This is a genomic window from Actinomadura sp. NPDC048955 (assembly GCF_040649435.1).
Lineage (GTDB): Bacteria > Actinomycetota > Actinomycetes > Streptosporangiales > Streptosporangiaceae > Spirillospora > Spirillospora luteofluorescens.
The window spans coordinates 59,433-83,867 of the sequence record NZ_JBEZJI010000027.1; the positions used below are offsets into that span (position 1 = coordinate 59,433).

Annotated in this window: 21 protein-coding genes; 13 read left to right on the top strand and 8 right to left on the bottom strand. The window is 74.6% G+C overall.

From position 1 onward, the window contains the following. Entirely contained in the window at positions 1 to 1,050 is a 1,050-nt protein-coding gene (locus AB0C84_RS24715; RefSeq protein WP_361070492.1) for a HAMP domain-containing sensor histidine kinase, read from the bottom strand. A gap of 248 nt (positions 1,051 to 1,298) precedes the next feature. Between AB0C84_RS24715 and AB0C84_RS24720 the strand changes: the two genes are divergently transcribed. After that, positions 1,299 to 1,598 (top strand): hypothetical protein, encoded by a 300-nt coding sequence (locus AB0C84_RS24720; RefSeq protein ID WP_089312832.1) that lies wholly within the window; start codon positions 1,299 to 1,301, stop codon positions 1,596 to 1,598. A gap of 91 nt (positions 1,599 to 1,689) precedes the next feature. Here the strand turns inward: AB0C84_RS24720 and AB0C84_RS24725 are convergent, their stop codons facing one another. From AB0C84_RS24725 to AB0C84_RS24740, 4 genes are all read right to left on the bottom strand, one after another. After that, complete coding sequence (locus tag AB0C84_RS24725) at positions 1,690 to 2,895, bottom strand: ABC transporter substrate-binding protein (protein ID WP_361070496.1); 1,206 nt, start codon at positions 2,893 to 2,895, stop codon at positions 1,690 to 1,692. A 466-nt stretch (positions 2,896 to 3,361) separates the two neighbouring features. Beyond that, positions 3,362 to 3,727, bottom strand: a complete 366-nt coding sequence (locus AB0C84_RS24730) for a hypothetical protein (protein WP_179843286.1) — start codon at positions 3,725 to 3,727, stop codon at positions 3,362 to 3,364. Positions 3,728 to 3,949: 222 nt separating this feature from the next. Then, a complete protein-coding gene (locus tag AB0C84_RS24735) occupies positions 3,950 to 5,449 on the bottom strand; it encodes a CoA-acylating methylmalonate-semialdehyde dehydrogenase (RefSeq protein WP_258938571.1) in 1,500 nt (499 codons plus the stop codon). After that, positions 5,446 to 6,789 (bottom strand): aspartate aminotransferase family protein, encoded by a 1,344-nt coding sequence (locus AB0C84_RS24740; RefSeq protein ID WP_361070502.1) that lies wholly within the window; start codon positions 6,787 to 6,789, stop codon positions 5,446 to 5,448. Before AB0C84_RS24740 ends, AB0C84_RS24735 begins: the two co-directional genes overlap by 4 nt. Positions 6,790 to 6,935: 146 nt before the next feature. Here AB0C84_RS24740 and AB0C84_RS24745 point away from each other — a divergent pair, with 146 nt between their 5' ends. Beyond that, positions 6,936 to 8,558, top strand: coding sequence for a PucR family transcriptional regulator ligand-binding domain-containing protein (locus tag AB0C84_RS24745; protein ID WP_179843289.1), 1,623 nt, complete (start codon positions 6,936 to 6,938; stop codon positions 8,556 to 8,558). 59 nt (positions 8,559 to 8,617) lie between these two features. Next, positions 8,618 to 9,412 carry an alpha/beta hydrolase gene (locus tag AB0C84_RS24750; RefSeq protein WP_361070505.1) on the top strand — a complete coding sequence of 265 codons (795 nt, stop codon included), beginning with the start codon at positions 8,618 to 8,620 and terminating at the stop codon, positions 9,410 to 9,412. Here AB0C84_RS24750 and AB0C84_RS24755 read toward each other — a convergent pair. Next, entirely contained in the window at positions 9,387 to 10,403 is a 1,017-nt protein-coding gene (locus AB0C84_RS24755; RefSeq protein WP_361070508.1) for a hypothetical protein, read from the bottom strand. The two genes, AB0C84_RS24750 and AB0C84_RS24755, sit on opposite strands and share 26 nt — an antisense overlap. Before the next feature lie 116 nt (positions 10,404 to 10,519). Here AB0C84_RS24755 and AB0C84_RS24760 point away from each other — a divergent pair, with 116 nt between their 5' ends. Further along, positions 10,520 to 11,650, top strand: coding sequence for a glutamate--cysteine ligase (locus AB0C84_RS24760; protein ID WP_361070511.1), 1,131 nt, complete (start codon positions 10,520 to 10,522; stop codon positions 11,648 to 11,650). 34 nt (positions 11,651 to 11,684) lie between these two features. Here AB0C84_RS24760 and AB0C84_RS24765 read toward each other — a convergent pair whose 3' ends face one another. After that, positions 11,685 to 12,185, bottom strand: a complete 501-nt coding sequence (locus tag AB0C84_RS24765; RefSeq protein ID WP_258938565.1) for a WYL domain-containing protein — start codon at positions 12,183 to 12,185, stop codon at positions 11,685 to 11,687. Between the two features lie 231 nt (positions 12,186 to 12,416). Between AB0C84_RS24765 and AB0C84_RS24770 the strand changes: the two genes are divergently transcribed. The 8 genes from AB0C84_RS24770 to AB0C84_RS24805 all read left to right on the top strand — a co-directional run bounded on the left by AB0C84_RS24770 (position 12,417) and on the right by AB0C84_RS24805 (position 23,195). Next, positions 12,417 to 13,637 carry a hypothetical protein gene (locus AB0C84_RS24770; RefSeq protein WP_361070514.1) on the top strand — a complete coding sequence of 407 codons (1,221 nt, stop codon included), beginning with the start codon at positions 12,417 to 12,419 and terminating at the stop codon, positions 13,635 to 13,637. Beyond that, positions 13,634 to 16,036, top strand: a complete 2,403-nt coding sequence (locus AB0C84_RS24775) for a tetratricopeptide repeat protein (RefSeq protein ID WP_361070517.1) — start codon at positions 13,634 to 13,636, stop codon at positions 16,034 to 16,036. The genes AB0C84_RS24770 and AB0C84_RS24775 overlap by 4 nt, the downstream gene beginning before the upstream one ends. Further along, entirely contained in the window at positions 16,033 to 17,313 is a 1,281-nt protein-coding gene (locus tag AB0C84_RS24780; protein ID WP_361070520.1) for a protein phosphatase 2C domain-containing protein, read from the top strand. Before AB0C84_RS24775 ends, AB0C84_RS24780 begins: the two co-directional genes overlap by 4 nt. Then, positions 17,310 to 18,638 carry a VWA domain-containing protein gene (locus tag AB0C84_RS24785; RefSeq protein ID WP_361070523.1) on the top strand — a complete coding sequence of 443 codons (1,329 nt, stop codon included), beginning with the start codon at positions 17,310 to 17,312 and terminating at the stop codon, positions 18,636 to 18,638. The genes AB0C84_RS24780 and AB0C84_RS24785 overlap by 4 nt, the downstream gene beginning before the upstream one ends. Positions 18,639 to 18,640: 2 nt before the next feature. After that, a complete protein-coding gene (locus tag AB0C84_RS24790) occupies positions 18,641 to 19,480 on the top strand; it encodes an FHA domain-containing protein (RefSeq protein ID WP_361070526.1) in 840 nt (279 codons plus the stop codon). Continuing rightward, positions 19,477 to 20,988, top strand: a complete 1,512-nt coding sequence (locus AB0C84_RS24795) for a hypothetical protein (RefSeq protein WP_361070529.1) — start codon at positions 19,477 to 19,479, stop codon at positions 20,986 to 20,988. The genes AB0C84_RS24790 and AB0C84_RS24795 overlap by 4 nt, the downstream gene beginning before the upstream one ends. Beyond that, positions 20,976 to 21,824, top strand: a complete 849-nt coding sequence (locus tag AB0C84_RS24800; protein WP_361070532.1) for a glutamate ABC transporter substrate-binding protein — start codon at positions 20,976 to 20,978, stop codon at positions 21,822 to 21,824. The genes AB0C84_RS24795 and AB0C84_RS24800 overlap by 13 nt, the downstream gene beginning before the upstream one ends. Positions 21,825 to 21,998: 174 nt before the next feature. Then, positions 21,999 to 23,195, top strand: a complete 1,197-nt coding sequence (locus tag AB0C84_RS24805; protein WP_361070535.1) for a hypothetical protein — start codon at positions 21,999 to 22,001, stop codon at positions 23,193 to 23,195. On the opposite strand, the gene AB0C84_RS24810 is transcribed toward AB0C84_RS24805, so the two are convergent. After that, a complete protein-coding gene (locus AB0C84_RS24810; RefSeq protein ID WP_338741425.1) occupies positions 23,156 to 23,776 on the bottom strand; it encodes a hypothetical protein in 621 nt (206 codons plus the stop codon). The genes AB0C84_RS24805 and AB0C84_RS24810 overlap by 40 nt on opposite strands. Positions 23,777 to 23,912: 136 nt before the next feature. On the opposite strand from AB0C84_RS24810, the gene AB0C84_RS24815 reads away from it, so the two are divergent. Continuing rightward, positions 23,913 to 24,431 carry a PH domain-containing protein gene (locus tag AB0C84_RS24815; protein ID WP_308206454.1) on the top strand — a complete coding sequence of 173 codons (519 nt, stop codon included), beginning with the start codon at positions 23,913 to 23,915 and terminating at the stop codon, positions 24,429 to 24,431. Positions 24,432 to 24,435: the final 4 nt, after the last annotated feature.

Consider the following 24,435-nt stretch of genomic DNA (forward strand, 5'->3'; position numbering starts at 1 on the left):
TCAGCGGGCGAGCGGGAGCCGGAGCACGAGCCGGGCGCCGTAGGCGCCGTCGGCGACCCGCACCGTCCCGCCGTGGGCGACGGCGATCTCCCGCGCGATCGGAAGGCCGAGGCCGCTGCCGCCCTTGTCGCGGCTCCGGGCCGGGTCCAGGCGGGCGAAGCGCTCGAAGACGCGGTCCCGGTCGGCGAACGGGATGCCCGGGCCGTCGTCGTGCACCTCGACGACGGCCCCGTCGCCGTCCGCGCGCGCCTCGACCTCGATCTGAGCGGCGGCGTAGCGCTCGGCGTTGGCGAGCAGGTTGCGCACCGCGCGGCCGAGCCGCTGCCGGTTGCCCCCGACGATGAGGCCCGGCTCGACCTTCACCACCATCGGGACGGGCGGGCTGCGCAGCCCGGCCTCCGCCTCCACCAGCGCCCCGAGGTCGATGGCCTCCTGGACGGGGATGTCGCCGGAGTCGATGCGGGCGAGGACGAGGAGGTCCTCGACGATCCGGTGCAGCCGGTCGATGTCGGCCAGGGAGCGGCGCAGGGTGTCCACGGCGTCGCCGTCGTCGGGGGCGGCGAGGGCCAGCTCGATGCGGGTGCGCAGCCCGGTGATCGGCGTGCGCAGCTCGTGCGAGGCGTCGGAGATGAACGCGCGCCGCTGCTCGACCGCGTCCTCCAGCCGGGCGAGCAGCTCGTTGACGCGCTCGGCCAGCCGCTCCGCCTCGTCTCCCGTGGCGGGGACGGCGACGCGCCCGGACCCGCCGTCCCCGGCGAGCCTCTCCAGCTCCCGTCGAAGCCGTTTCACCGGCCGGAGCGCCCCCCGCGCGGAGTGCGCCACCCCCCAGCGGGCCGACGCGACGGCCACCGCCGCCAGCGCGGCCATGACGGCCGCGAGCACCCCGGGGCGGCCCACACCGGCGAGCGCGTAGAGGACGGCGGCCGCCACCGCCACCGCGGCCACCATGAGTGAGCCGAGTGCGGCGACCGTCGCCGACGTCACACGCGCCCGCAGGGGGCGGGGCCTGGGCGGCCGGACTCGCCGATCATCGACGTTCCTGGCCGACATGCTTCCTTTGTACGTACGCACCACCCAAAAGAGGGCAAAGCGCCTGGCCGGTGACCGCATAACCTGCCGAAAGGCGGTCATGGACCGGCGTCCCCGCAGCACCGGCGCCGCGCATACCCCGAGGATCCGTGACCCGCCGGGCGACACGTGAGGCTTTGCCGCCCTTTTCACCTTCCGTAGCGGCGACAACACGCTTGCCCGCCTATAAAGGAGGCTGTGAAGGCGACTCCCACCGGGGGGATGGAGACATGGGCCAGACGGGCGAGCCGGTCGTCGACCCGCGAGGGTTGAGCACGGCTCAGCGCCTGGGCGACGCGTGCGTCGTCTGCCGCAAGAGGTGGCCCCGGCCGCGCGTCCGCGTCGGCCGCCTGCCGGACTCGTCAGGGGTGTTCGCGTGCGACGACTGCGCACCCGCCCCGCCGGTACCCCGCGCACGGCGGGGCCCCCGGGAGCCGCTCACGGGCGCCGGACCGGCGGTGGGGGAGCCGCCACCGGCGCGGACGGCGGCGGGCGCCGCCGTCATGGAGGTCTCTCCAGGGAGAGGGTGACCTGGGCGTTTCGGGGGGAAGCCCGGGACCACCCGTCAGGCGCGCCCGGCTGGGGGCGGTCGGGCGCGCCGGAGAGACTCCCGCGCGGACCTCAGGCCTTGGTGGCCTGGATCCAGGTCCGCGTCCACTCCGCGTAGTCGGTGCAGTCCTTCTTGCCCGACTCGCCGCCGCACGCCTTCGACGGCGCGTGCGCGAAGACGATCTTGTTGAGGTAGTCGCGGTCGCCGACGTGGTAGGCGGCGCAGAACCCGGACTTGAGGCGGTCGCCCGAGCACGCCTGCGGGTTGGCGGGCGCCACCCCCGTCCACTCGGCGACCTGCTGCTGGACGTCCGGCGAGGCCGTCCACTGGAGCCACTGGTACATGCAGTTGGGGTGCTGGACCCTGGCGCCGATCATCCACGCGTCCATCCACCCGGTCGCGCCCTCCGAAGGGATGACGCCCTGGACGGGCCGCGACGCGCGGTTCAGCACGTCCACGTGGTAGGGCCACCCCTGGCCGAGCACCGCCCGGCCCCCGGCGAACGCGCTGACGGCGTCGGCCGGAAGGTCCCAGTACTCCCCCACGTACGGACGCTGCCGGGCCAGGACCCGCCCGGCCGCGGCGAGCTGCGCCGGCGTCAGCGCGTAGGGGTCGCGGATCTTGAGCTTGCGCTGCCGGCCCTTGAGGTAGAGCGCGGCCTCGGCGATCGCGAGCGGGCTGTCCCGCATGACGATCTTCCCGGCGTAGCGGCGGGCCTGGCCGGGTTCGAACAGCGCGGCCCAGCTCGCCGGCGGCGGCACGGTCCGGGCGTCGTACATCAGCAGGTTGGAGCCCCACACGTACGGCAGGCCGTAGTGCTTGCCGTCGCGCTCCAGGAGCTTGCGCAGCTTCGGTTCGAGCTTCTTGTACCCGTCCACGAGGTCGGGGTTGATCGGGACGACCTGGTTCTCCTCGACCAGCCGCCCGGCGACCTCCGGCGGCGCGGCGACGCCGTCGTAGCGGCGGTCCCTGTCGCGCATGAGGTCGGCCATCTCCTCGGCCGTCTTGACGACCTTCATACCGATCTTGCAGCCGGTGCGCTCCTGGAAGGGCGTGACCCAGTCCACGCGCGGGTCGGTGCCGCCGCTCTCCACCCAGCCGGGCAGCGTGAGGAGGTTCAGCGTCCCCTCGCCGGGGCCGAGGGTGCTCACCACCTTGGCGACGCCGACGGGCTTGTCGTCCCCGCCGCTGCACGCGCCGAGCAGGGCGGCGCCGAGCGCCGCGGCCGCCGCCAGGGCCGTCGTCGTCTTGACCCGTGCCGTGGCCCTGCGCCGCATGTCGCTCCCGATCCGTGCCAGGGCCCTCCCCCTCACGAACGGGCCCGTCGGCGCAGCGTAGCGTCTCCGTGGCCGCCGGGCGCACGGACCCCGCTCGCGGACGGCGGCACCGGAGGCCTCCGGCCGCCGATGCGCGGGTCGCGGCGGACGCGGACGATGTGATCGCCGGTTTCGCGGAATTTTCCCGCCGTCCCATCGCCAGCGCGGCCGGAATTACCGAAGATCGCGACTCAGCCGTTTCCCCGCGGCCTTTCCCACGGGTGACAGTGCCATGACCATTGCCGCGCGCTTTGTTGCGAATTTCCGGCCCGGTCACGGAGAGGGAGTCCGCCGGGCCCCGGAAGGACGGTGGGTGCTGGCGTCCGCGCCATACACGGAGGTTGCTGGAGAGGATATGGCGCGGGCCTGCGTCCTGCCCGGGGCCGCGGCGGCACCGGTGCGCGTGGTGGGGGTGGGGAACAGCGGATCACCGTGCGGTGCCGCCCGGCCACGCGATCACCGGTACCCGGCCGGACGGCGGCGGTGTGACGCCCTCGAGACGGAGGAGGTTCGAGGGACGCCGCACGTCCTGCCGGGTGTCATGGAACGGCCGGGGACGGCCGCCGGGGGGCGGGGGCCCGCCGGCCGCCCGCCGCGCCGGAGCGGCGCCCGAGACCACCTCGATCCGCGCGATGAGCCGCTGCGGAGTCTCGGCCTCGAGGAAGTCGCCGACGTCGCGGTCCCTGGGCGGCAGCGCCCACCAATGGCCGGTGAACAGGCCGAACCAAATGGTCCAGCCCGGGAATCGCCTTCCGAGCGCGTCCACTTCGGCGGCGTGGTCGCCTGCGGTCATAGCGCGGCTCCTGCACATCCGGCTCCACCGGCCCGCGGCCCGGGGACCACGGGTTTCTGACTGCCGACCCTGACTTTTGAATTCGCATCAATTAAGGGAGACAGTCAGATTGTGTCGCCGGACACAGAGCCAGTCAATGGGGTGGAGCCATTATTCGCCCGACCGTGCCGGACGAAAATTGACAACGGAAAAACGCGCTCGGTAGGTAATTCCCGCGGGTCCTCAGCCGCCGGTGGGGAAGCCCAGGTTCACCCCGCCGTGGGAGGGGTCGGGCCAGCGCGCCGTGACGGCCTTCGTCCGGGTGTAGAAGTGGACGCCCTCCATGCCGTGGACGTGGCTGTCGCCGAACAGCGAGTCCTTCCAGCCGCCGAACGAGTAGTAGGCCATCGGCACCGGGATCGGCACGTTCACGCCGACCATGCCGACCTCCACCTCGTTCTGGAAGCGCCGCGCCGCCCCGCCGTCGTCGGTGAAGATCGCGGTCCCGTTGCCGTACGGGTTGGCGGAGATCAGTTCCATGGCCGCGTCGTAGGAACCGGCCCGCACGACCGACAGCACCGGGCCGAAGATCTCGTCCCGGTAGGCGTCCATGTCCGGGGTGACGTGGTCGAGGACGGCCGGGCCGAGCCAGAACCCGTCGCCGGCGCCGCCCAGCACGTCCGGGTCGCGCCCGTCGACGGCGAGCGTGGCGCCCTGCGCGACGGCGCCGTCCAGGTAGGAGGCCACCCTGTCCCGGTGCGCCTTCGTGACGAGCGGCCCCATCTGCGACTCGGGGTGGTCGCCCGGACCGACCCTCAGCCCGGCGACGCGCTCCTTGATCTTGGCCGTCAGCTCGTCCCCGACCGGGTCCACGGCGACGACGACGGAGATCGCCATGCACCGCTCCCCCGCCGACCCGAAGCCGGCCGACACCGCGGCGTCCGCCGCGAGGTCGAGGTCGGCGTCCGGCAGCACGAGCATGTGGTTCTTGGCCCCGCCGAGCGCCTGCACCCGCTTGCCGTTCGCCGCCGCCGTCTCGTAGACGTGGCGCGCGATCGGGGTGGAGCCGACGAAGCTGACCGCCTTGACGTCCGGATGGCGCAGCAGGCCGTCCACCGCCTCCCTGTCGCCGTGCAGGACGTTGAACACGCCGTCCGGCAGCCCCGCCTCTGCCCACAGCTCGGCGAGCCGGACCGACGCCGACGGGTCCTTCTCGGACGGCTTGAGCACGAACGTGTTCCCGCACGCGATCGCGACCGGGAACATCCACATCGGCACCATCGCCGGGAAGTTGAACGGGGTGATCCCGGCGGCCACGCCGACCGGCTGGAGGATCGAGTAGGCGTCCACCCGCGAGGAGACGTTCTCGGAGAACCCTCCCTTGAGCAGGTGCGGGATGCCGCAGGCGAACTCGGCGACCTCCAGCCCGCGGGCGACCTCGCCCGCCGCGTCGGCGACCACCTTGCCGTGCTCGGACGAGATCAGCCGGGCCAGTTCCCCGGAGTGCGCGTCCACAAGTTCGCGGAAGCGGAAGAGCACCTTCGCGCGCCGGGAGAGCGAGGCGTCCCGCCAACCGGGGAACGCGGCCTTCGCGGCGGCCACGGCGGCGCCGACCTCCCGCGGCCCGGCGAAGTCGACGGTCCCGGCCACGCGCCCGGACGCGGGTTCGAAGATGTCGCCCCGCCGGCCGCTCTCCCCGCCGAAAGGCTTCCCGCCGATCCAGTGCGTCACGTGCTTGGTCATGCTTCCTCCCGGCGAGCAGTCGGCCCGCGCCCTCCGGCGACGGCGGTCTCGTTCACGGCCTCCAGTGAGGCGATCAGGATGCCGAGGCCCTCCGCGGCCTCGTCGTCGCTGAGGGTCAGCGGCGGCGCCATGCGCACCACGTTGCCGTACAGGCCGCCCTTGCCGACCAGCAGCCCCCGCTCGCGCGCCGCCTCCGTCAGCGCGGCGGCGAGCGGCGGGCTCGGCTCGCCGGTCCGCGGGTCGGCCAGCTCGACCGCGAACATCAGCCCCTTGCCCCGCACGTCCGAAACGATCGGGAACCTGCCCGCCGCCGCCGACAGCCCCCCGATGATCGTCCGGCCCTGCCTGGCCGCGTTGGCCTGCAGGTCGTGGTCGAGGACGTAGTCGAGCGTGGCGTTGGCGGCCGCCATCGACACCGGGTTGCCGCCGAACGTGGAGATGCCGACCGCGTGGAGGCCGTCCATGAGGTCGCCGCGCGCGACGACCCCGCCGACCGCGAAGCCGTTGCCGAGGCCCTTCGCGAAGGTGATCACGTCCGGGGTGACGCCGTGGGCGTCGATCCCCCAGAACCCCTGGCCTGTCCGCCCCCAGCCGGTCTGCACCTCGTCGGAGATGAACAGGATCCCGAACTCGTCGAGGACGCGCTTGTAGGCGGCGAACAGGCCGTCGGGCGGCATCGTGAAGCCGCCGACGCCCTGGATCGGCTCGGCGATGAGCGCGGCGACGTCGCCGCCGGTCGCGGTGGCGAGCACGTGCCGCAGGTCCTGCGCGCACACGTCGATGTACCGCTCGTCCGACATCCCGGCGAACTGCGGGAGCCGGCGGTCGGCGCCGTGCAGGAAGTGGACGTCCAGCGGGGAGTACGACAGGTTCGTCCAGCCGCGGTTCCCGGTGACGCCCGTCGCGGCGAACGAACGGCCGTGGTAGCTCTGCCGCATCGCGAGGACCTGGTCGCTGCGCCGCGCGTACGCGGCCAGCAGCAGCGCCGTCTCGTTGGCCTCCGTCCCGGAGTTGGTGAAGAACACCTTCGCGTCGGGGATGCCCGACAGCCGGGCGATCTTCTCGGCCAGCTCCACCTGCCCGCGCAGCAGGTACGCGGTGGAGGTGTGGACGACGCCGGTGGCGAGCTGGCGTTCCACCGCGTCGCGGACCTCGGGCACGTCGTACCCGAGCATGTTCGTCAGGATGCCGATGAAGAAGTCGAGGTAGGAGTTGCCCTCGGCGTCGGTCACGCGGTTGCCCTCGCCGCCGACGATCTCGATGGGGTCCCGGTAGTTGAGCGCCATCCAGGACGGCATGACCGCCCGGTGGCGGCGGAGCAGGTTCGCGTGTTCCGGCATGCTCCAAGTCTCGTTTCCGCCGGCGGCCCCGGCCACCCGCAGAGTGTCAGCACCGGGCGCCTCCGGTTAACGGTCTGCTGGCGGCTGACAACCTGTAACGACCGGATCATCACCGCTGACACCCTGTCCGGTTATCATCGCCGGTGATGCTGCCCACTGTCGACGACGTCCTCCAGCTCGACGCGGTACGCCGCGGCCAGCCGCACGTCGTCGCGGGCGCGGACCGCACCGGCAACCGGGTCCGCTGGGTGCACGTCGCCGAGGTCACCGACATCGCGCACCTGCTGCACGGCGGCGAACTCGTCCTCACCACCGGCATCGCGCTGCCCGACGAGCCCGAGCGGCTGCGCGCCTACATCGCCGACCTCGCCGAGGTCGGCGTCAGCGGCCTGATGATCGAGCTCGGCCGCCGCTACGCCACCGTGCTGCCGCCCGCGCTGATCGCCGCGGCCGAGGAGTTCGGCCTGCCGGTGATCGTGCTGGCGCACGAGCCCGCGTTCGTCGACATCACCGAGTCGGTGCACGCCCGGATCGTGCAGGAGCAGTTCGCCGAGCTGCGCGCCTCCGAGCAGCTGCACGAGATCTTCACGCGGCTCTCGGTCGAGGGCGCCTCCACCGACGAGGTCGTCCGGCAGGTGGCGGCGCTCGGCGGGCACCCGGTGGTGCTGGAGAACCTCGCCCACCAGGTCCTCGCCGCGGACGCCGGCGGCGCCGACCCGGCCGAGCTGCTGTCGGCGTGGGAGACCCGCTCGCGGGCCGTCCGGCCCGGCCGCCGCACCGGCTACGACGAGGCGTCCGGCTGGCTGGTCACGATGGTCGGCGCGCGGGGGGAGGACTGGGGCCGGCTCATCGTCGACCTCGGCTCGCCGCCGTCCCCGCGCGAGACCGTGCTGATCGAGCGGGCCGCCACCACCCTCGCGCTCGGCCGGCTCCTCGACCGGCACGCCGAGAGCGTCGAGCGGCAGGCGCACGGGACGATCATCGCCCGGATCCTCGCGCACGCCTACTCCGACCCGCAGGAGGCGGCGGCCCGCGCCCGCGCGCTCGGCGTCCCGCTGTCCGGCCGCCGGCTGCTCGGCGCCGTGCTCCGGCACCGCGGCCCCGCCCTGTCCCGGTCCGCCCCGCCCGTCGGCGAGCTGTCGCAGCTCGCCGAGACGGCCGCGGCCGCCTGCAAGGACGCGCGCCTCGCCGCGCTCGTCGGCGTCCTGGACGAGGGCGGCCCGCACGCCCGCGTCGGCGTCCTGGCGTCCCTGCCCGCCCGCGCCGACGTGGAGACCGCGCTCACCGAGGTCGCGACCCGGATCCGCAAGCAGTCCGGCGACACCGTGATGGCGGCCGGGTCGGTGGTGGAGACGATCAGCGACGTCCGCCGCTCCTTCCTGGAGGCCGAGCAGGTCGCCGACGTCGCGGCGCGCGGCTCCGGGGCCCGCCTCTACTACCGGCTGCCCGACCTGCGCCTGCGCGGGCTCCTGCACCTCCTCCGCGACGACGCCCGCGTGCAGACCTTCGTCGAACGCGAACTCGGCCCGCTGCTGGAGTACGACGCGCAGCGCGGCAGCGACCTCACCCGCATCCTGGAGCTGTACCTCGAATCCGGCCGGAACAAGGCCGTCGCCGCCCAGCACGCGCACCTGTCGCGCCCCGCCTTCTACGAGCGGCTCCGCCGCATCGAACGGGTCCTGGACGCCGACCTCGACGACGTGGAGTCGTGCGTGTCCTTCCACGTGGCGCTGCTGGCCCTGTCGTCCGTCCGCTGGGAACGTTCCTGACCTGACCGGTGACCGGTGAAGGCCGTTCGCGGCGGGGCCCGCGCGCATACGCTTTACCCATGGCGGACGCGGTACTGCATGTTCATCGGTACGGGGACCCGGGCGGAGCACCGGTGGTCATGCTCCACGGGGTCTGCGGGCACGGGGCCCGCTGGCGCCGGACCGCCGAGCGGTACCTGGCGGACCGCTCCGTCCTCGCGCCGGATCTGCGCGGGCACGGGCGCTCGACGCACGAGCCGCCGTGGACCGTCGAACGGCACGTGGCCGACGTCCTGGCGATGATGGACGCCGAGGGCGTCGAGCGGGCCGACCTCGTCGGGCACTCCTACGGCGGGATGATCGCGCTGCATCTGGCGCGGACCGCGCCGAGGCGGGTCCGGCGGCTCCTCCTGCTCGACCCGGCCATCGGCCTCGACCCGGCGACGGCGGCCCGGGAGGCGCGCGGCCACCTGGCGCCGGTGTCGTTCGGCGACGTCGCCGAGGCGCGCGCCGACCGGGCTGCGCGCTGGTCGGCGGCTCCGCCCGATGCCGTGGACGATGAGGTCGCCGAGCACCTGGAGCACGGCCCGGACGGGCGGCTGCGGTGGCGGTTCGAGCCCGCCGCCGCGGTGACCGCGTACTCGGAGATGGCGCGCCCGCACCTGGCGCCGCCCGCGGACCTGCCCACCCACCTGGTCATCGCCACGGAGGCCGACTTCGTCCGCCCCGAGTTCGTGGTGGAACTGCGCGCCGCGCTCGGGCCCGGCCTCGTGATCAGCGAGGTCGACGCGGGGCACATGCTCTACGTCGACCGGCCGGAGGAGACCGGGACGCTGCTCTCCGCGTGGCTCAGCGCAGGCGGCGCCGACCGGTGAACGGCGGCAGGGTCAGCGGAGTGTGCAGGCCCGGCGGCGCCTCGGCGACGGCGGGGACGGCGCTGACCATGCGCAGCGCGGTCGCCGCGGCCGGGTCGGCCGCGGCGGGATCCGCAAGGTCCATCCGCCAGGGCGGCTCGCCGTCGATCTCGACGCGGTGGCCGCCGGTCCCGCCCGGCGGGGGCGCGGGCCAGTGGGGGGCGATGTCGGCGCGCAGCCGGGCGACGTGCTCGACGGTGATCACTGGACGGCCGCGCAGCACTCCCGACACCTGGAACCTCAGGCCTGCGAGGGTCCCCTTGGCGACGCTCCCGATGTCCTCGGGCGCCGGGCACAGTTCGTAGGTCTCGGCCACCTCGTCCAGCGGCACGGCCAGATGCTCGGCGAGCAGGCGCACGACCGGTCCCCACGCACGCGCCGGCCCGCCCGGCCGGACGATCCGCGGGCGGTGCCCGAGGGGGCCGCCGAAGCCGAGCCGGGCGGCGGCCTCGGGGTCGTCCCGGCAGGTGAACCGGGTGACCTTGACGCCGTGCACGCGCAGGCAGCCGCCGCTCAGCAGCAGCGGGAGCACGTCGTTCGCCGGGCTGGGCCCGAGGGTGAGGCAGGCGGCGCCGCCGGTCGCGCACGCGGACCGGAGCCGGCGGACGAGGGCCCGGTCGGCGGAGGGCGGGTGGACCAGCGCGGGCAGGACGTCCGACACCACGCCGGTGCCCGATTCCAGGATGTGGCAGATCTCCCCTGCCACGTCCCGGGAGCGGGAGGCGGTGTGGCAGACGACGTGGGGCCGCCGTGCCAGGAGCGGCGCCGGGTCCTCGGTGGCGCGGATCCGGGTCGGGCGGCCGCTTCCGGCCAGTTCGGCGGCGTCGACGCCGGCGTGCCGGGGGTCGACGGTGACCACCCCCGCGAGTTCGAGGTCGGGGTGCCCGAGCAGAGCCGCGAGCGACGACCTGCCGGCGGGTCCGGTTCCCCACTGGCCGACGAGATAGGACATACCACCACCTTTTGACCAAGCGCTCGGTCAACGCGGGCGCATTCTAGGCATGCCCGCGCGGCCAGAACGATCCCCTCGCGGGACGTACATCCGTGCTGGCCGGGAAGGATTGTCTGGTGACACTTCGCGCGGGTGCGCGCACGTTCGGCGTGGAGGAGGAGCTGCTCCTGGTCGACCCGGAGTCGGGTGTGCCCCAGGCCCTCTCCGGCTCCGTGATCCACTACGCCCGGCGGCACGACGAGCTGTTCCTGACCGGCGGGCGGCGCTCCAACGCGCTGGAGACCGAGCTCCAGCGGGAGCAGTTGGAGACGGCCACCCCGGTCTGCGGCTCGCTGGGCGAGCTGTCCGACCACGTCCGGTCGGCGCGGGTGGCGGCGGGCCAGTCGGCGGCCGGGGTCGGCGCCGCCGTCGCCGCGCTGGCGACCTCGCCGGTCAGCGTCCGCCCGTCGCTCACTCCGTCGCACCGCTACCTGCGGATGGCCGACGCCTTCGGGCCCACCGCCGACGAGCAGCTCACCTGCGGCTGCCACGTGCACGTCGGCATCGAGTCCCCGGAGGAGGGCGTCGCCGTCCTCGACCGGATCCGGCCGTGGCTGCCCCCGCTGCTCGCGCTCAGCGCGAACTCCCCGTTCTGGCAGGGCACCGACACGGGCTCCGACAGCTGGCGGCACCAGGTCTGGGGCCGCTGGCCCTCCAGCGGCCCGACCGAGCTGTTCGGCTCGGCGAGGGCCTACCGGACGACGGTGGAGGCGCTGCTCGCGACCGGCGTCCTGGTGGACGAGGGCATGATCTACTTCGACGCCCGGCTGTCGCGGCACTACCCGACGGTCGAGATCCGCGTCGCGGACGTGTGCCTGGACGCCGACGACGCCGTGCTGCTGGGCGCGCTCGTGCGGGCGCTGGTCGACACCGCCGCGGACGCGTGGCGGCGGAGCGAGCCGCCCGACCCGGTGCGCGCGGACCTGGTGCGGCTGGCCATGTGGCGGGCCGGGCGCTCGGGCCTGCGCGGCGACCTCGTCCACCCGCGCACCCACACCGCCGCCCCCGCCAGCGAGGTCGTCGCCGCGCTCGTCGAGCACCTGGCGCCCGCGCTCGACCGCGCCGGCGACCTGGACACCGTGATCAAGCTTCTCGGCGGCGTGCTGGAACGCGGGAACGGAGCCCGGTTCCAGCGCGCCGCCTACGCCCGGGCCGGAGACCTGAGGACCGTGGTCACGGCCGCCGTCCGCCGCACGATGGCGGTCTGACCGGGGCCGCGTCGCCGCGGCCCCGGCGGGGCGGTCAGTCCGTGCTGCGCCGCTGGAAGGGGAGGTAGCGGTCGGCGCGCCGGTGCCGGGCGAGCAGGCCGGTGGACTCGACGGCGAGGATGCGGTCGAAGCGGAAGGCGCGCACGCCGCGGCGCATGCGGCACCAGCCGACGAGGTACCAGTGGTCGCGGTGCACGAGGCAGGTCACCGGCTCGACCTCGCGGATCGTGACGTTGGCGCCGGCGTCGCCGTAGCAGAGCCGGACGACGCGGTGCTCGGTGATGGCGGCGGCGACCACGCGGGCGCGGTCGGAGGTGGAGACGTCCAGGGGCGTGGTGAGGGTGGCGAGCGTGGTGGTGACCACGTCGTCGTGCGGGGTGGCGTCGAGGAGGGTGTGCAGGGCGCGGCGCGCGGTGGTGGCCTGCGGGCCGGTGCCGAGGTGCGCGAGCGAGAGCGCGAGGGCGGCGATCTCCGCCGCCGTGAGCGCGGCCGGCGCGGTGGGCGCGGTCTGGGGGTGCGTCGCAACGTTCGCCATGGTTCGATCATACGTTCGAACACTGACATTTTGGAGGGCCCTGCGGGGGCGGACGGGCATCGCGGCGCGGCCGGGATCCGTCCGGGCGGTGATCGGCTCCGCGCTTGAGAAGGCGGCCTCGCATGGTGAAAACTGAGCCCCGGACAACGTGCTCTATTCGGGGGAATCAGGGGCGAACATGGGTCAAGTCGTGGACCGGCGTTGAGTGAGCCACGCCTGGACCGGCCTCCGATGAGCCGAGACGAGGCGGACAGAACGCTCGCGCGCCTCCAGGACGAGAGGGAGCGCATCGGCGCGGCCCTGCTGGAACTGGAGGCCCACCAGGGCTACCAGCTGCTGGAGGGCGCGGCCCTGCGCGGCGCGACGCTGCGCGTGCAGTCCGACGTGCGGTCGCGGACCGCGTCCCTGTGGCTGCTGTTCGACCTGCACGGGCGCGTCCTGTCCGCCGCCGAGGAACTGCGGGCCCGCCACGGCAGGCCCGGCCAGGCGCAGCTCGCCGAACTCACCCGGCTGCTGGACGGACCGTCGGTGGAGCTGCCCGCGGCGCAGGTGCCGCTGGAGCGGCGGACGCTGCTGGCCGTCCCGTCCGGCGAGCGGCTGACGCTGCGGGCGGCCGTCGAACGGATGACGCCGCTCTACGAGGAGGTCGCGCGGGCGGTCGCCGCGCTCGACGCGGTCTGGTCGACGCTGCTGTCGCGGCTCGCCGAGGTCGAGGCTGAACGGCGGGCGGCCGAGGAGCTGCTGGAGTCCGCCGGCGGCGCGGACCCGGACCTCGAACGGCTCCGCGACGAGCTGGCGTCCGTCGCCGCGACCGTGCGCGCCGACCCGCTCGCGCTGGCGCGGGACGGCCTCGCCGACACCGCGCGACTGGACGCGATCCGCTCCGGCCTCGCCGACGTGCGCCGCGGCCTGGAGGAGGCGGAGCGGCTGCGCGAGGGGTTCGCCGCCCGGATCCGCGGCGTCGCCGCCGTCCTCGACCAGCTGCGCGAGGCCGAGGCGGAGGCCCGCGCCGTCCGCGACGAGGTCCTCGTCAAGATCACCGCGGCGGCGGTGCCGGACCCGCCCGACTCCTCCGCCGCCCTCGCCGACCGGCTCGCCGCCGTCACCCGGCCCCGGCCGGGCGCCGCCGCGCGGGGCGGCGGCTGGCACGAGACCGCGCGGCGGGTCGCCGACCTGGAGCGCGCCGCCGACGCGGCGGTGGCGCGGGCACACGAGACCACCGGCCTGATCCGAGGCCTGCTGGACCGGCGCGAGGAGCTGCGCGGCCGCCTGCGGGCCTACCGGGTGAAGGCCTCGCGGCTCGGCCACGCCGAGGACGCCGAACTGGCCCGGTCCTACGAGCAGGCACGCGAGCTGCTGTGGACCTCCCCCTGCGATCTGCGGAAGGCCACCGTGGCCCTGACCGCGTACCAGCGGGCCGTCACCTCGCGGGCGAAGGGAGCGGATCGATGAGCCAATGCGCGCAGCCGGGGTGCGGCGGGACGATCGCGGACGGCTACTGCGACGTGTGCGGCAATCCCCCCGCGGCCGCCGCGCCCGCGCCGAGCGCCGCCCAGAGCGCCGCGCCGAGCGTCCCGGCCCCGCGCCCGCCCGCCGAGCAGCCCGACCGGTGCCACCAGGCCGGGTGCTCCGGCACGATCATGGACGGCTACTGCGACGTGTGCGGCTCGCCGCCCGCCTACACCGCCCGCGTCCAGGCGGCCGCGGGCAGGTCCGGGAGCGGGGGCGGGCCGGCGAGCACCGGCGGCACGGCGACCTCGGGGAGCACGGCGACCGGCAGCACCCGGACGGGCAGCACCCGCACCGGGTCGGCCCGCTCGTCCGGCCGCCGCGGCATGCTCGGCGCCGGCCTCGTCGAGGTGCCGCGCGTCCCCTACCGGAACCCGTCCAGCGCGGTGATGAGCGACCCGCAGGTCGCGGAGGCCAAGCGGTACTGCAGCGGCTGCGGCGAGCCCGTCGGACGCGGGCGCGGCGACCAGCCGGGACGCACGGAGGGCTTCTGCCCCAAGTGCGGCGCCCGGTTCTCCTTCACCCCGAAGCTCGGCCCGGGCGACCTCGTCGGCGGCCAGTACAGCGTGCTGGGCTGCATCGCCCACGGCGGACTCGGCTGGATCTACCTGGCGCAGGACAAGAACGTCAGCGACCGCTGGGTGGTCCTGAAAGGCCTGCTCGACAGCGGCGACGCCGACGCGATGGCCGCGGCGGCGGCCGAGCGCGCGTTCCTCGCGGAGGTCGAGCACCCCAACATCGTCAAGATCTACAACTTCGTCCAGCACGGCGGCGACGGTTACATCGTCATGGAGTACGTGGGCGGGGAGTCGCTCAAGGACATCCTGCTCCGGCAGCCGCTGCCGGCCGGCCAGAAGCACCTGCCGGTCGCGCAGGCCATCGCCTACGGGCTGGAGGTGCTGCGGGCGTTCGAGTACCTGCACGCGCAGGGCCTCGTCTACTGCGACTTCAAGCCGGACAACGTGATCCAGTCCGAGGAGCAGCTCCGGCTGATCGACCTCGGCGGGGTGCGGCGGCTGGACGACCCGGACGGCGCGATCTACGGCACGGTCGGCTACCAGGCCCCCGAGATCGCCGACGCCGGCCCCTCGGTGACCTCCGACCTCTACACGGTCGGCCGGGCGCTGGCCGTGCTGAGCTTCCCGTTCAAGGGCTACACCCGCGGGTTCGCCGACTCGCTGCCGCCGCGCGAGGACGTCCCGGTGCTCCAGCGGTTCGAGTCCTACGACCGGTTGCTGCGCCGCGCGACGCACAGGGAGCCGACCGCCCGCTTCCAGGACGCGGCGGAGATGGCCGAGCAGCTCACCGGCGTGCTGCGCGAGGTGCTGGCGGCCGAGGACGGCATCCCGCGTCCCGCGCCGTCCGGGCTGTTCGGGCCGGAGCGGTTCACGACGCGGATGGCGGGCGAGGCACGGGAGGAGGCGGCGCTGCCGCCCGTCCCGCCGCCGGTCGCCGCGGCGTCGCTGCCGGTCCCGCTGGTGGACGGCGCCGACCAGGCGGCCGCGTTCGTGTCGGGGCTCGGCGCGCTGGAGCCCGCGCAGGCGGCCGAGGCGGCGGCGAACGCGCCCGACCGCACGCCCGAGGTCAGGCTGGCGCTCGCCCGCGCCAAGATCGAACTGGGCGAGGCGGGCGAGGCCGACGAGCTGCTCGACGCGCTGGCCACGGAGCGCCCCTCCGACTGGCGGATCGGCTGGTACCGCGCGGTCGGGCTGCTCGCCCGGGGCCGCGTGGACGAGGCCGCGCCGCTGTTCGACCGGCTGTACGCTCTGCTGCCCGGCGAGGCGGCCCCCAAGTTGGCCCTCGCCTACTGCCGCGAGCGGTCCGCGCCGCACGACGCCGTCCGCCTGTACGACACGGTCTGGCGCACCGACCAGAGCTACATCAACGCCGCCTTCGGCCTCGCCCGCGTGCATCTGGCGGCGGGCGACCGCCGCGCCGCCGTCGCCGCGCTCGACTCCGTACCGAAGATCTCGATCCGGTACGTGCCCGCGCAGGTCGCGGCCGTCGTGACGGCGGTGCGCGGCCGTCCCCCCGCCGAACTGACGGCGGGCGAGCTGGTCGCCGCGGGCCACCGGCTCACCGCCCTCGACCTGGACGCCGAGCGCCGCGACAGGCTCGCCGCCGAGGTGCTGGAGGCCGCGCTCGGCTGGATGACGGCGGGCTCCGGCACGGCGGCCGGGACGCAGGGCGGCTCCCTCTTCGGCGCCCCGCTCGCCGAGGCCCCGCTGCGCCGCCTCCTGGAAGGGACATACCGGGAGCTGGCACGCCGCACCCGTGACAGGGACGAGTGCCGCCGGCTCGTCGACTCCGCCAACGCCGTACGCCCGAGGACGCTGCTGTGACCGACGACCGAACCGGAGCCGACGAGACCACCGGAACCGGCGCCCCCGGGGCCGACCAGGGGAAGGCGGCCGAGCTGGCCTGCCCCGCCTGCGGCGCCGTGGTGTTCGCCGAAGAGATCTTCTGCGAGGAGTGCGGGCACCGGCTCGCCGACGGACCGCCCGCCGAGGCCGCCGGGCGCGACGGCGCCACGATCCGGCAGGAGTCCGCGCCGTCCGCCCGCCGGACGGACGGCCCCGGCCCGTGCCCCGGGTGCGGCGGGACGGCGATCGACGCCGACGGCTACTGCGAGACGTGCGGCCTGCGCCAGCCTGCCGAGCGCGACCACGTCGAGATCGAGCTGCCGGCCGGGTCCGGCGGCAACGGCACCCGCCCGGTCGTCGCGGCGGGCGCGAGCGACCGCGGCCGCCGCTACAGCCGCAACGAGGACGCGCTGGCCCTCGCCGCGCACCTGTCCGGCATCGCGGCCGTCGTGTCCGACGGCGTCGGATCCTCGCAGCGTCCCGACGAGGCGTCCCGCGCCGCGGCCGACACCGGGCTGGCCGAGCTGGTCGCGCGGCTCGACGCCGGGGAGGACGCCGAGGATGCCACCCGGCACGCGGCGCTGCGCGCGGCCGCCGCCGTCGCCGGGCTCGCCACGTCGCCGTCCGACGCGCCGTCGTGCACCTACGTGTCCGCGGTGACGCGCGGCCCCGCGGTCACGGTCGGCTGGATCGGCGACAGCCGCGCCTACTGGCTCGCCGCGGACGGATCCGCCGGGCCCGGCGAGGACGCCGGGCCGGGGCCAGCGCCCGACGAGCTGGACGGGGCCGAGGTCAGCACCGGCGACATGGCCGAGCTCGGCGCGTCCCGCCGGCTCACCGAGGACGACTCGTGGGCCGCGTTCATGGTCGCCGAGGGATCGCTGACCGAGGCGGAGGCGGAGGCGCACCCGAACGCGCACGTCATCACCGCGTGGCTGGGCGCCGACGCCGGGCAGGTCAGCCCGCACGTGGCGACGTTCCGGCCGGACGGCCCAGGCACGCTGCTGGTGTGCAGCGACGGCCTGTGGAACTACTTCCCGGCCGCCGCCGACCTGGCGGCGCTGCTGGCCGGCGGCGAGGGGTCCCCGGGCCCGGCGGCCGACCCGCTCGGCGCCGCGCGGACGCTGGTGCGCCGGGCGCTGGAGGCCGGGGGCCGCGACAACATCACGGTCGCCGTGATCCCGGTCCCCTCCCCCGGCGGCTCCGGCGGCCGCGTCCAGGAAAGCATCCCCCAGAGCACGCAGGAGCCCCGATGAGCGAGCCGCAGTTCACCCTCTCCGTCGACCAGAACAAGTACCTGCCCGAGGGCGGCCGCGAGGTGCACGCCATCGTGTCCGTGGAGGCGAGCGCCGCCGAGGGCGCTCCCGCCCCGTCCTCGGCCCGGGCGTCCGAGGTCGTCATCATCGACACCTCCGGCTCGATGTCCTACCCCGAGACCAAGCTGCGCGCGGCGATCGCGGCCGCGCAGGTCGCGATCGACACGCTGCGCGACGGCGTGGAGTTCGCGGTCGTCTCCGGCTCCAACACGGCCAAGATGGTCTTCCCCCGGCACCAGGGGACGGTCCCGGCGACGCCGGAGACCCGCGCGGAGGCCAAGCACGCGCTGAGCCGGCTGACGGCGGCGGGCGGCACCGCGATCGGATCGTGGCTGCGGCTGGCCGACGACCTGTTCGGCGGCCGCGACGGCATCCGGCACGCGATCCTCCTGACCGACGGCAAGAACCAGCACGAGACGACGGAGGAGCTCGACGCGGCCCTGGCCCGCTGCGGCGGGCGGTTCGTCTGCGACTGCCGCGGCGTCGGCACCGACTGGGAGGTCGCCGAGCTGCGCAAGGTGGCGTCCGCGCTGCTCGGCAGCGTCGGCATGGTGGCCGACCCGGCCGGCCTCGTCGAGGACTTCCGCGCCATGACCGAGGCGGCGATGGGCAAGTCCGTCGCCGACGTCGCCCTGCGCGTGTGGACGCCGCAGACGGCGCGGCTGCGGTTCGTCAAGCAGGTCTCGCCGTCGGTGGAGGACCTCACCGGCAAGCGCGCGGAGTCGGCGCCGCAGGCCGGCGACTACCCGCTCGGAGCGTGGGGCGCCGAGAGCCGCGACTACCACCTCTGCGTGGAGGTGCCGCCGGGCGAGCTCGGCAAGGAGCTGCGCGCCGCGTGGGTGAAGCTCGTCGTGCCGGGCCCGCCGGGCGAGGAGGCACGGGTCGTCGCGACCGCGAACGTCCTCGCCCAGTGGACCGACGACGAGGCCGAGTCCACCCGGATCAACCCGCGGGTGGCGGGCTATACCGGCCAGGCGGAGCTCGCCGCGGCGATCCAGGAGGGCCTGCAGGCCCGCAAGGACGGCGACCTCGACACCGCGACGGCGCGGCTCGGCCGGGCCGTCGTGCTCGCGGGCGAGGCGGGCAACGACGAGATCACCGCGATGCTCCGCAAGGTGGTGGACGTCGTGGACGAGGCGACCGGTACCGTCCGGTTGAAGCGCGACGTCGCCAAGGCCGACGAGATGGAGCTCGACACGCGCTCCAGCAAGACGGTCCGGACCCGCAAGGACGAGACGGTGACCACCAGGAGGGGCGAGGGCTGAGCATGGCGAGTTGCCCTAGCGGACACACCTCGCAGGCGCAGGACTACTGCGACGTCTGCGGCGAGCGCATCGAGGGCGCCCCTTCCGGCGCGGCCCCCGGCGCGCCCGGCCCGCTGCCGGCGCCGGGCGGGTCTCCCTGCCCCGACTGCGGGACGCCCAGCACCGACCGCTTCTGCGAGGCGTGCGGCTACGACTTCGCCATCGGAGGCGGCAAGCCCACGCCGTCGCCGGAGCCCGCCCCGGCACCGGAGCCCGCGGTGCCCGTCCCGTCCGGGCCGGGCACGGTGCACCGGGGGCCGTCCGATCCGCGGCGCCCGCCCGCGCCTCCCGTCCCCGCGCCTCCCGTCCCGGCCCCGCCGGTGCCGGCGCCGCCCGTGCCCGCTCCCCCGGTCCCGGCGCCGCCCGTTCCGGCGCCGCCGGTGCCCGGGGCGGAGTGGACGGCGGTCGTGCGCGCCGACCGCGAGTACTACGACACGGTCGTCGCCGAGGAGGGGCCCGACTCGGCCTCGCTGGCGTTCCCCCCGTACGCGCCCGAGCGGCGGATCCCCCTCGCCGGGCAGCAGGTCCGCATCGGACGGCGCAGCTCCTCGCAGCCGGCCCCGCCCGAGATCGACCTGCGCGAGCCCCCCGAGGACCCCGGCGTCTCCCACGTCCACGCGGTGCTGCTGGCGAAGCCCGACGGCACCTGGACGCTGGTCGACCCAGGCTCGACCAACCGCACCTGCGTGAACGGCTCCACCGACCCCATCCCGTACAACGTGGAGGTCCCGGTCTCCGAAGGCGACCGGATCCACGTGGGCGCCTGGACCACCATCACGCTCACCCGAGGCGAGGCGACATGACGGCCGTCCAGCAGTCCCCGCCGGCGGGCCCGCCCGCCCCCGCCGCACAGGCGCCGCCACCCGCCCGGGGCGGCAGCGACGTGCGGACCCGGCCGGGCGGCGGGACGCCGTCCGGTCCCGCGCGGCTGCTCCCCCGCACCGTCGCGGCCCGCGTCAGGACGCTGACGGCGCTGTCGCTCGTGCTGCTGGTGGCGCTGCTCGGCGTCGCCTGGGCGGCGATCGGGAACGCCCGCGAGGGCGTGCGGGTCATCGGGCACGACGCGGGCCCGCAGGTCGTCGCCACCGGCGACCTGTACTTCCAGCTCTCCGACATGGACGCGCAGCTCGCCAACGCGCTGCTCATCGGCGACGCGGCGGGCGGCGGCCGCGAGCAGGCGCTCGCCCGCTACGACCAGAACCGGCGCAGGGCCGGCGACGCGCTGCTGAAGGCCGCGAAGCTCGCCGACGAGACGACCGAGAACAACACGGCCCGGGACCTGCTGGACGCGCTGGCCCGCTACGAGCGCCTCGCCGGGCAGGCCCTGCTGCTGGACCGGCAGTCCCCGCACGCGTCCGGGCCGCCGTCGCAGAAGGTCGTCGACCTGTACCGGCAGGCGACCGACCTGATGAAGCTGGACCTGCTGCCGAAGGCCTACAACCTGACGCTCGACAACGGCACCCTCGTCCGGCACACCTACGAGGACAAGCGCTCGGCGGTCCTCGTGGGCCGCACGGGCGTCCTCGTCACGGGCGCGGCGCTCCTGGCCGTCCTCCTCGGGTTCCAGCTCTTCCTGGCGCGGCGGTTCCGGCGGCTGCTGAACGTGCCGCTCGCGCTGGCGACGCTCGGCACGCTCGTACTGGTCGCGGCCGGATCCCTCATGCTCACCGGCCAGGCGAACCATCTGCGCCAGGCCAAGGAGGAGGGCTTCGACTCGATCCTGGGGCTCTCGCGGACGCGCGCCATCAGCAACAGCGCGAACGCCGACGAGACCCGGTTCCTGCTCGATCCCGGGCGGGCCGACGCCTACGAGCAGGTCTACCTGAGCAAGTCCCAGACCGTCCTCTATCTGAAGGCGGGCAATCTGACCCAGTACAACGCGGCCGTCCAGAAGGGCCTGTCCTTCGAGCCCGGCCGCGTGAGGTTCCTCGGTTTCCTCGGCACCGAGGCCGACAGGCCGGTCCAGTCGGCCCGGCAGAGGGCGCAGCTCACGGACGTCATGAACAGGGTGCTCGCCGACTACCAGAAGGTCCAGGCCAACGACCGCAGGATGCGCGACCTCGTCGACCGGGGGCGGCGCGACGAGGCGGTCGCCGCCCGCGGAGCGGCCGCCACCGACTTCACCGCCTACGACCGCTCCCTCCAGGCGCTGGTCGCCATCCACCAGAAGGCGTTCGACGAGGCGGTGAAGGACGGCGACGGCGGGACGAGCGGCTGGTACGCGGTGCTGCCCGCGGCGGGCGTCGTCATCGCCGCGCTCGTCCTGGCCGGCGTGCGCCCCCGTCTCGCCGAGTACCGGTGGTCGAAGTGAGGGCGCGGCGCCTCGCGGCGGCGGTCCTCGCGGCGGCGGCCGTCCTCGGCGCGGGAACGGCGTGCGGGATCGCCGACGCCGGTGAGGAATCCGTCGCCGGAAAGGACGCGCTCGTCATCGGCGTCAACGGCGACCAGCCGGGACTCGGCGAAAGCCGGGGCGACGGCTCGTTCACGGGATTCGACGTCGACATCGCGAAGGAGATCGCCCGGCGGATGGGCGTGCGTCCTGGCGATGTGACGTTCAAGCGCGTCACGTCGGCGACCCGCGAGAAAATGCTTCAAGACGGCGACGTCGACCTCGTGGTGGCCAGTTATTCCATCACCCCGGAACGCAAGGTGAAGGTGTCGTTCGCGGGTCCCTACTATGTGGCCCACCAGGACATTCTCGTCCGCAGGTCCGAAGCCCGCGACATCCGGAACATCGACGATCTGAAAGGGCGGCGGCTCTGCCGCGTCCCCGGGTCGGTGTCGTTCCCGCGCGTCCATGACGAGCAGGGCGTCGCCGCGCTGCCGGTCGAGGCGAGCGGATACGCCGGGTGCCTCACCGAGCTCACCGGGGAGCGGCTCGACGCCGTCTCGACCGACGACCTGATCCTCGCGGGCCTCGCGGCGAAGGCGTCCGGGGGCGCTCTCACGCTCGTCAACGCCCCGTTCACCGACGAGCCCTACGGCGTCGGCATCAGGAAGGGCGACGTCGACGGCTGCGAGGCGGTCAACAAGGCGATCACGGGGATGTACCAGGACGGCACCGCGCCGCGGCTGCTGGACAAGTGGTTCCGCCCCGCCGGACTCAAGGCCACCACCACCGTCCCGCAATTCGAGGGCTGCGTCTGAGAATTCGTCACCGAGCGCACGGAAGGCGTTACGCAATGGCACGGGAAGGGCAGGTGAGACCGGCCGGTCACGGAGATCAGTCGGTTACGTAAGTTCCGGTCGGCACGCGTGATCGTAAGTTATGGTCGCGATCAAAACCCGTTCCGGTAATCACCGTCACGCCCGAGGAGTGCAATGACGACGGTCATCCTGGTGGTGATGTGCGTCGTGGTGGGGGCGCTCGAACTGTACGCGGGCAAGCAGAGCCGGGACCAGGCCCATGCCTTCACCCGCCGGATCGACGAGCTGAACGACCAGGTCACCAAGCAGAACAACGTGCTGGTCACCGTCGGCGAGCAGCTCACCGCGGAGCTGTCGCGCGTCAAGCAGGACGTGCTGCCCGCGCTCGACACCCGGCTCCGGCAGAACACCGGGCAGGTCGAGGAGCTCGCGGGCCTCGTCCACCAGGCGGACGACTACCTGCGGACCCAGGCGGGACGGCTGCACGAGCTGGAGCAGCAGCGCATCACCCTCGCCGCGCTGCGCCGCAAGCTCGGCGAGGTCGAGACGTCGGTGCGGGCCGCCACCGGCGCGGGCGGCGGGGCCGTCGGGGGCAAGGTCGACGCGGCGCTCGGCCGGCTCGCGGACCTGGAGCGCGGCGGCGAGGAGATCCTGGAGCTGCAGCGCGCCCTCACCCGCACCCTGGAGGACGTCGAGGACGTCGTCGCCGAGCTGCTGCAGTTCACCGAGGGCGAGCTCGACGACACCGTCACGGCCGCGCTCACCGGACGTCCCCGCGCCCACGGCGACGCCGTCACCGCGACGGGGCGGCTGTGGACGCGCGACGAGCAGCTCGAGGACATCCTCAGCGACATGTACGAGCGGTGCGTGCGCGCCAGCCGGCTGGCGGTGCGCTTCCGCACGGCCGAGGGCGCGAACGGCACGCCCGGCTCACCGGAGCGCCGCCGCTACTTCCTGGGCGGGCACGCCAGTGAGGACCTGGCGGGCGTGTTCAGCGCCCTGCTCATCTCCGCGGGCGCCGGCGCCCGGCCCGGCAACGGCCTCTCCGGCGGCGAGGCCAAGCGGGGCCTGGCGCGGGTCGAGCCGGGTGTCCCGGCCGGAGTGGAGCCGGCGCGCGGCCCCGAGGACGAGGCGGCCCTCAAGTCGCTTCTGCGGACGCTGGCGGAGTGCTCGGGCGCCGTCGTGCAGATCGGCCCGCTCATGGCCGTCCGGACGCGCGACGAGCTGCTGTGCGCGGTGCTGACGGCCGCGCAGTCGCTGGAGCTGGAGAGCGACGAGGTTTTCTGGGACCCGGCCGACGCGAGCGTCCGGCTGCGGCGGCTGCCGTCCCATCAGCTGTGGGACCTCACCGGCTGGGCCACCGCCCCGTAGGCCCGCACGGACCGTTCCGCGGGGCCGCCGATGCGCACGTAGAGGGGGCAGCGCAGGGCTCCGGTCCGCGGGTCGGCCTCGACGCACAGGCCGATCCCGGCGGCGCGGTCGAGGAACACCGCGTTCTCCACCGCTCGCGCACCGCGCACCGCGTAAGGGACGGAGTCGGCGTCGCCGGTGTCGACGAGCTCCTCGAACGTCAGCCTCCGCGCGAACCGCATCAGCACCGCGGCGTCCACCACGCGGCTGCCGATCGCCGCCGACGGGCCCGCGACGACGATCCCGAAGCTCGGGTCCTCCCGGCCGCGCACGTAGATCTCCCGGTCCGGCTCCAGGCCCCGGCGGCGGTCGGGGACCTGGACGCCGAAGCCGGCGTCGCCGTTCAGGTAGGCGGGCGGGCCGAAACCCGCCGCCGGGGCCCCGTCCCGGACGCGCAGCGCGCCCGCGGGCATCTCCCAGCCGGGAAGGTACACGCCGAGGCCCCTCAGCAGCAGCCGCCAGATGGGACGTCCGGTCACATCGGGCGCGAACTCGCCGCGCGGCTCGCCGGGGTCCCGCGGTCTCTCGGCGTCGCCGTCCATGAAGACCATGATCGGCGAACGGATCCGCGTCCGACAAGGCCTCGCGGGGGGCCGGGGCCCTTACCGCGCGGGCCCCTGCACCGCCCGTGCCGCGTCGGCTACGGTTGACCCACCCGGATCATGACGAGGACACGCCGTGAATCTGCAGGACATGATGGTGCACCGCGACACCTCGTCGCGGACGGTCGACAAGTATCTGATGTCCTACGAGGGCCGGGTCATCGCGGTGCGGCGGCATCCCGCCGTCCTGCTGCTGCCGGTGGCGGTCGTCGTGGCCGGGCTCATCGCGTGCGGCGCGGCGAGCGCGGTCAGCGGGCAGATCTGGATCTGGTGGCTGTGGCTGGTCACCGTCTGCTACCTGGCCTGGAAGGTGATCGCCTGGTCGGTGGACTTCTTCCTGGTCACCGAGCACCGGGTGATGGTCGTCAACGGCGTCCTCAACCGCAACGTCGCGATGATGCCGCTCGCCAAGGTCACCGACATCGCGCTCAACCGCTCCGTGCTGGGGCGGGTCTTCGGCTACGGCGAGTTCGTGATGGAGTCCGCGGGCCAGAAGCAGGCGCTCCGCAACGTCGGTTTCATGCCGTACCCGGAGCAGCTGTACCTGGAGGTCTCGTCGGTCATCTTCGGCACGGTCGAAGAGTCCCCGGACTGACCCG

Bases quoted from the DNA above. Each gene is read 5' to 3' on its own strand.
- AB0C84_RS24785 (WP_361070523.1), top strand. From the start codon at position 17,310: ATGAGCGAGCCGCAGTTCACCCTCTCCGTCGACCAGAACAAGTACCTG.
- AB0C84_RS24795 (WP_361070529.1), top strand. From the start codon at position 19,477: ATGACGGCCGTCCAGCAGTCCCCGCCGGCGGGCCCGCCCGCCCCCGCC.
- AB0C84_RS24715 (WP_361070492.1), bottom strand. From the start codon at position 1,050: ATGTCGGCCAGGAACGTCGATGATCGGCGAGTCCGGCCGCCCAGGCCC.
- AB0C84_RS24730 (WP_179843286.1), bottom strand. From the start codon at position 3,727: ATGACCGCAGGCGACCACGCCGCCGAAGTGGACGCGCTCGGAAGGCGA.
- AB0C84_RS24765 (WP_258938565.1), bottom strand. From the start codon at position 12,185: ATGGCGAACGTTGCGACGCACCCCCAGACCGCGCCCACCGCGCCGGCC.
- AB0C84_RS24775 (WP_361070517.1), top strand. From the start codon at position 13,634: ATGAGCCAATGCGCGCAGCCGGGGTGCGGCGGGACGATCGCGGACGGC.
- AB0C84_RS24740 (WP_361070502.1), bottom strand. From the start codon at position 6,789: ATGCCGGAACACGCGAACCTGCTCCGCCGCCACCGGGCGGTCATGCCG.
- AB0C84_RS24770 (WP_361070514.1), top strand. From the start codon at position 12,417: ATGAGCCGAGACGAGGCGGACAGAACGCTCGCGCGCCTCCAGGACGAG.
- AB0C84_RS24750 (WP_361070505.1), top strand. From the start codon at position 8,618: ATGGCGGACGCGGTACTGCATGTTCATCGGTACGGGGACCCGGGCGGA.
- AB0C84_RS24805 (WP_361070535.1), top strand. From the start codon at position 21,999: ATGACGACGGTCATCCTGGTGGTGATGTGCGTCGTGGTGGGGGCGCTC.
- AB0C84_RS24755 (WP_361070508.1), bottom strand. From the start codon at position 10,403: ATGTCCTATCTCGTCGGCCAGTGGGGAACCGGACCCGCCGGCAGGTCG.
- AB0C84_RS24725 (WP_361070496.1), bottom strand. From the start codon at position 2,895: ATGCGGCGCAGGGCCACGGCACGGGTCAAGACGACGACGGCCCTGGCG.
- AB0C84_RS24790 (WP_361070526.1), top strand. From the start codon at position 18,641: ATGGCGAGTTGCCCTAGCGGACACACCTCGCAGGCGCAGGACTACTGC.
- AB0C84_RS24735 (WP_258938571.1), bottom strand. From the start codon at position 5,449: ATGACCAAGCACGTGACGCACTGGATCGGCGGGAAGCCTTTCGGCGGG.
- AB0C84_RS24745 (WP_179843289.1), top strand. From the start codon at position 6,936: ATGCTGCCCACTGTCGACGACGTCCTCCAGCTCGACGCGGTACGCCGC.
- AB0C84_RS24810 (WP_338741425.1), bottom strand. From the start codon at position 23,776: ATGGACGGCGACGCCGAGAGACCGCGGGACCCCGGCGAGCCGCGCGGC.
- AB0C84_RS24720 (WP_089312832.1), top strand. From the start codon at position 1,299: ATGGGCCAGACGGGCGAGCCGGTCGTCGACCCGCGAGGGTTGAGCACG.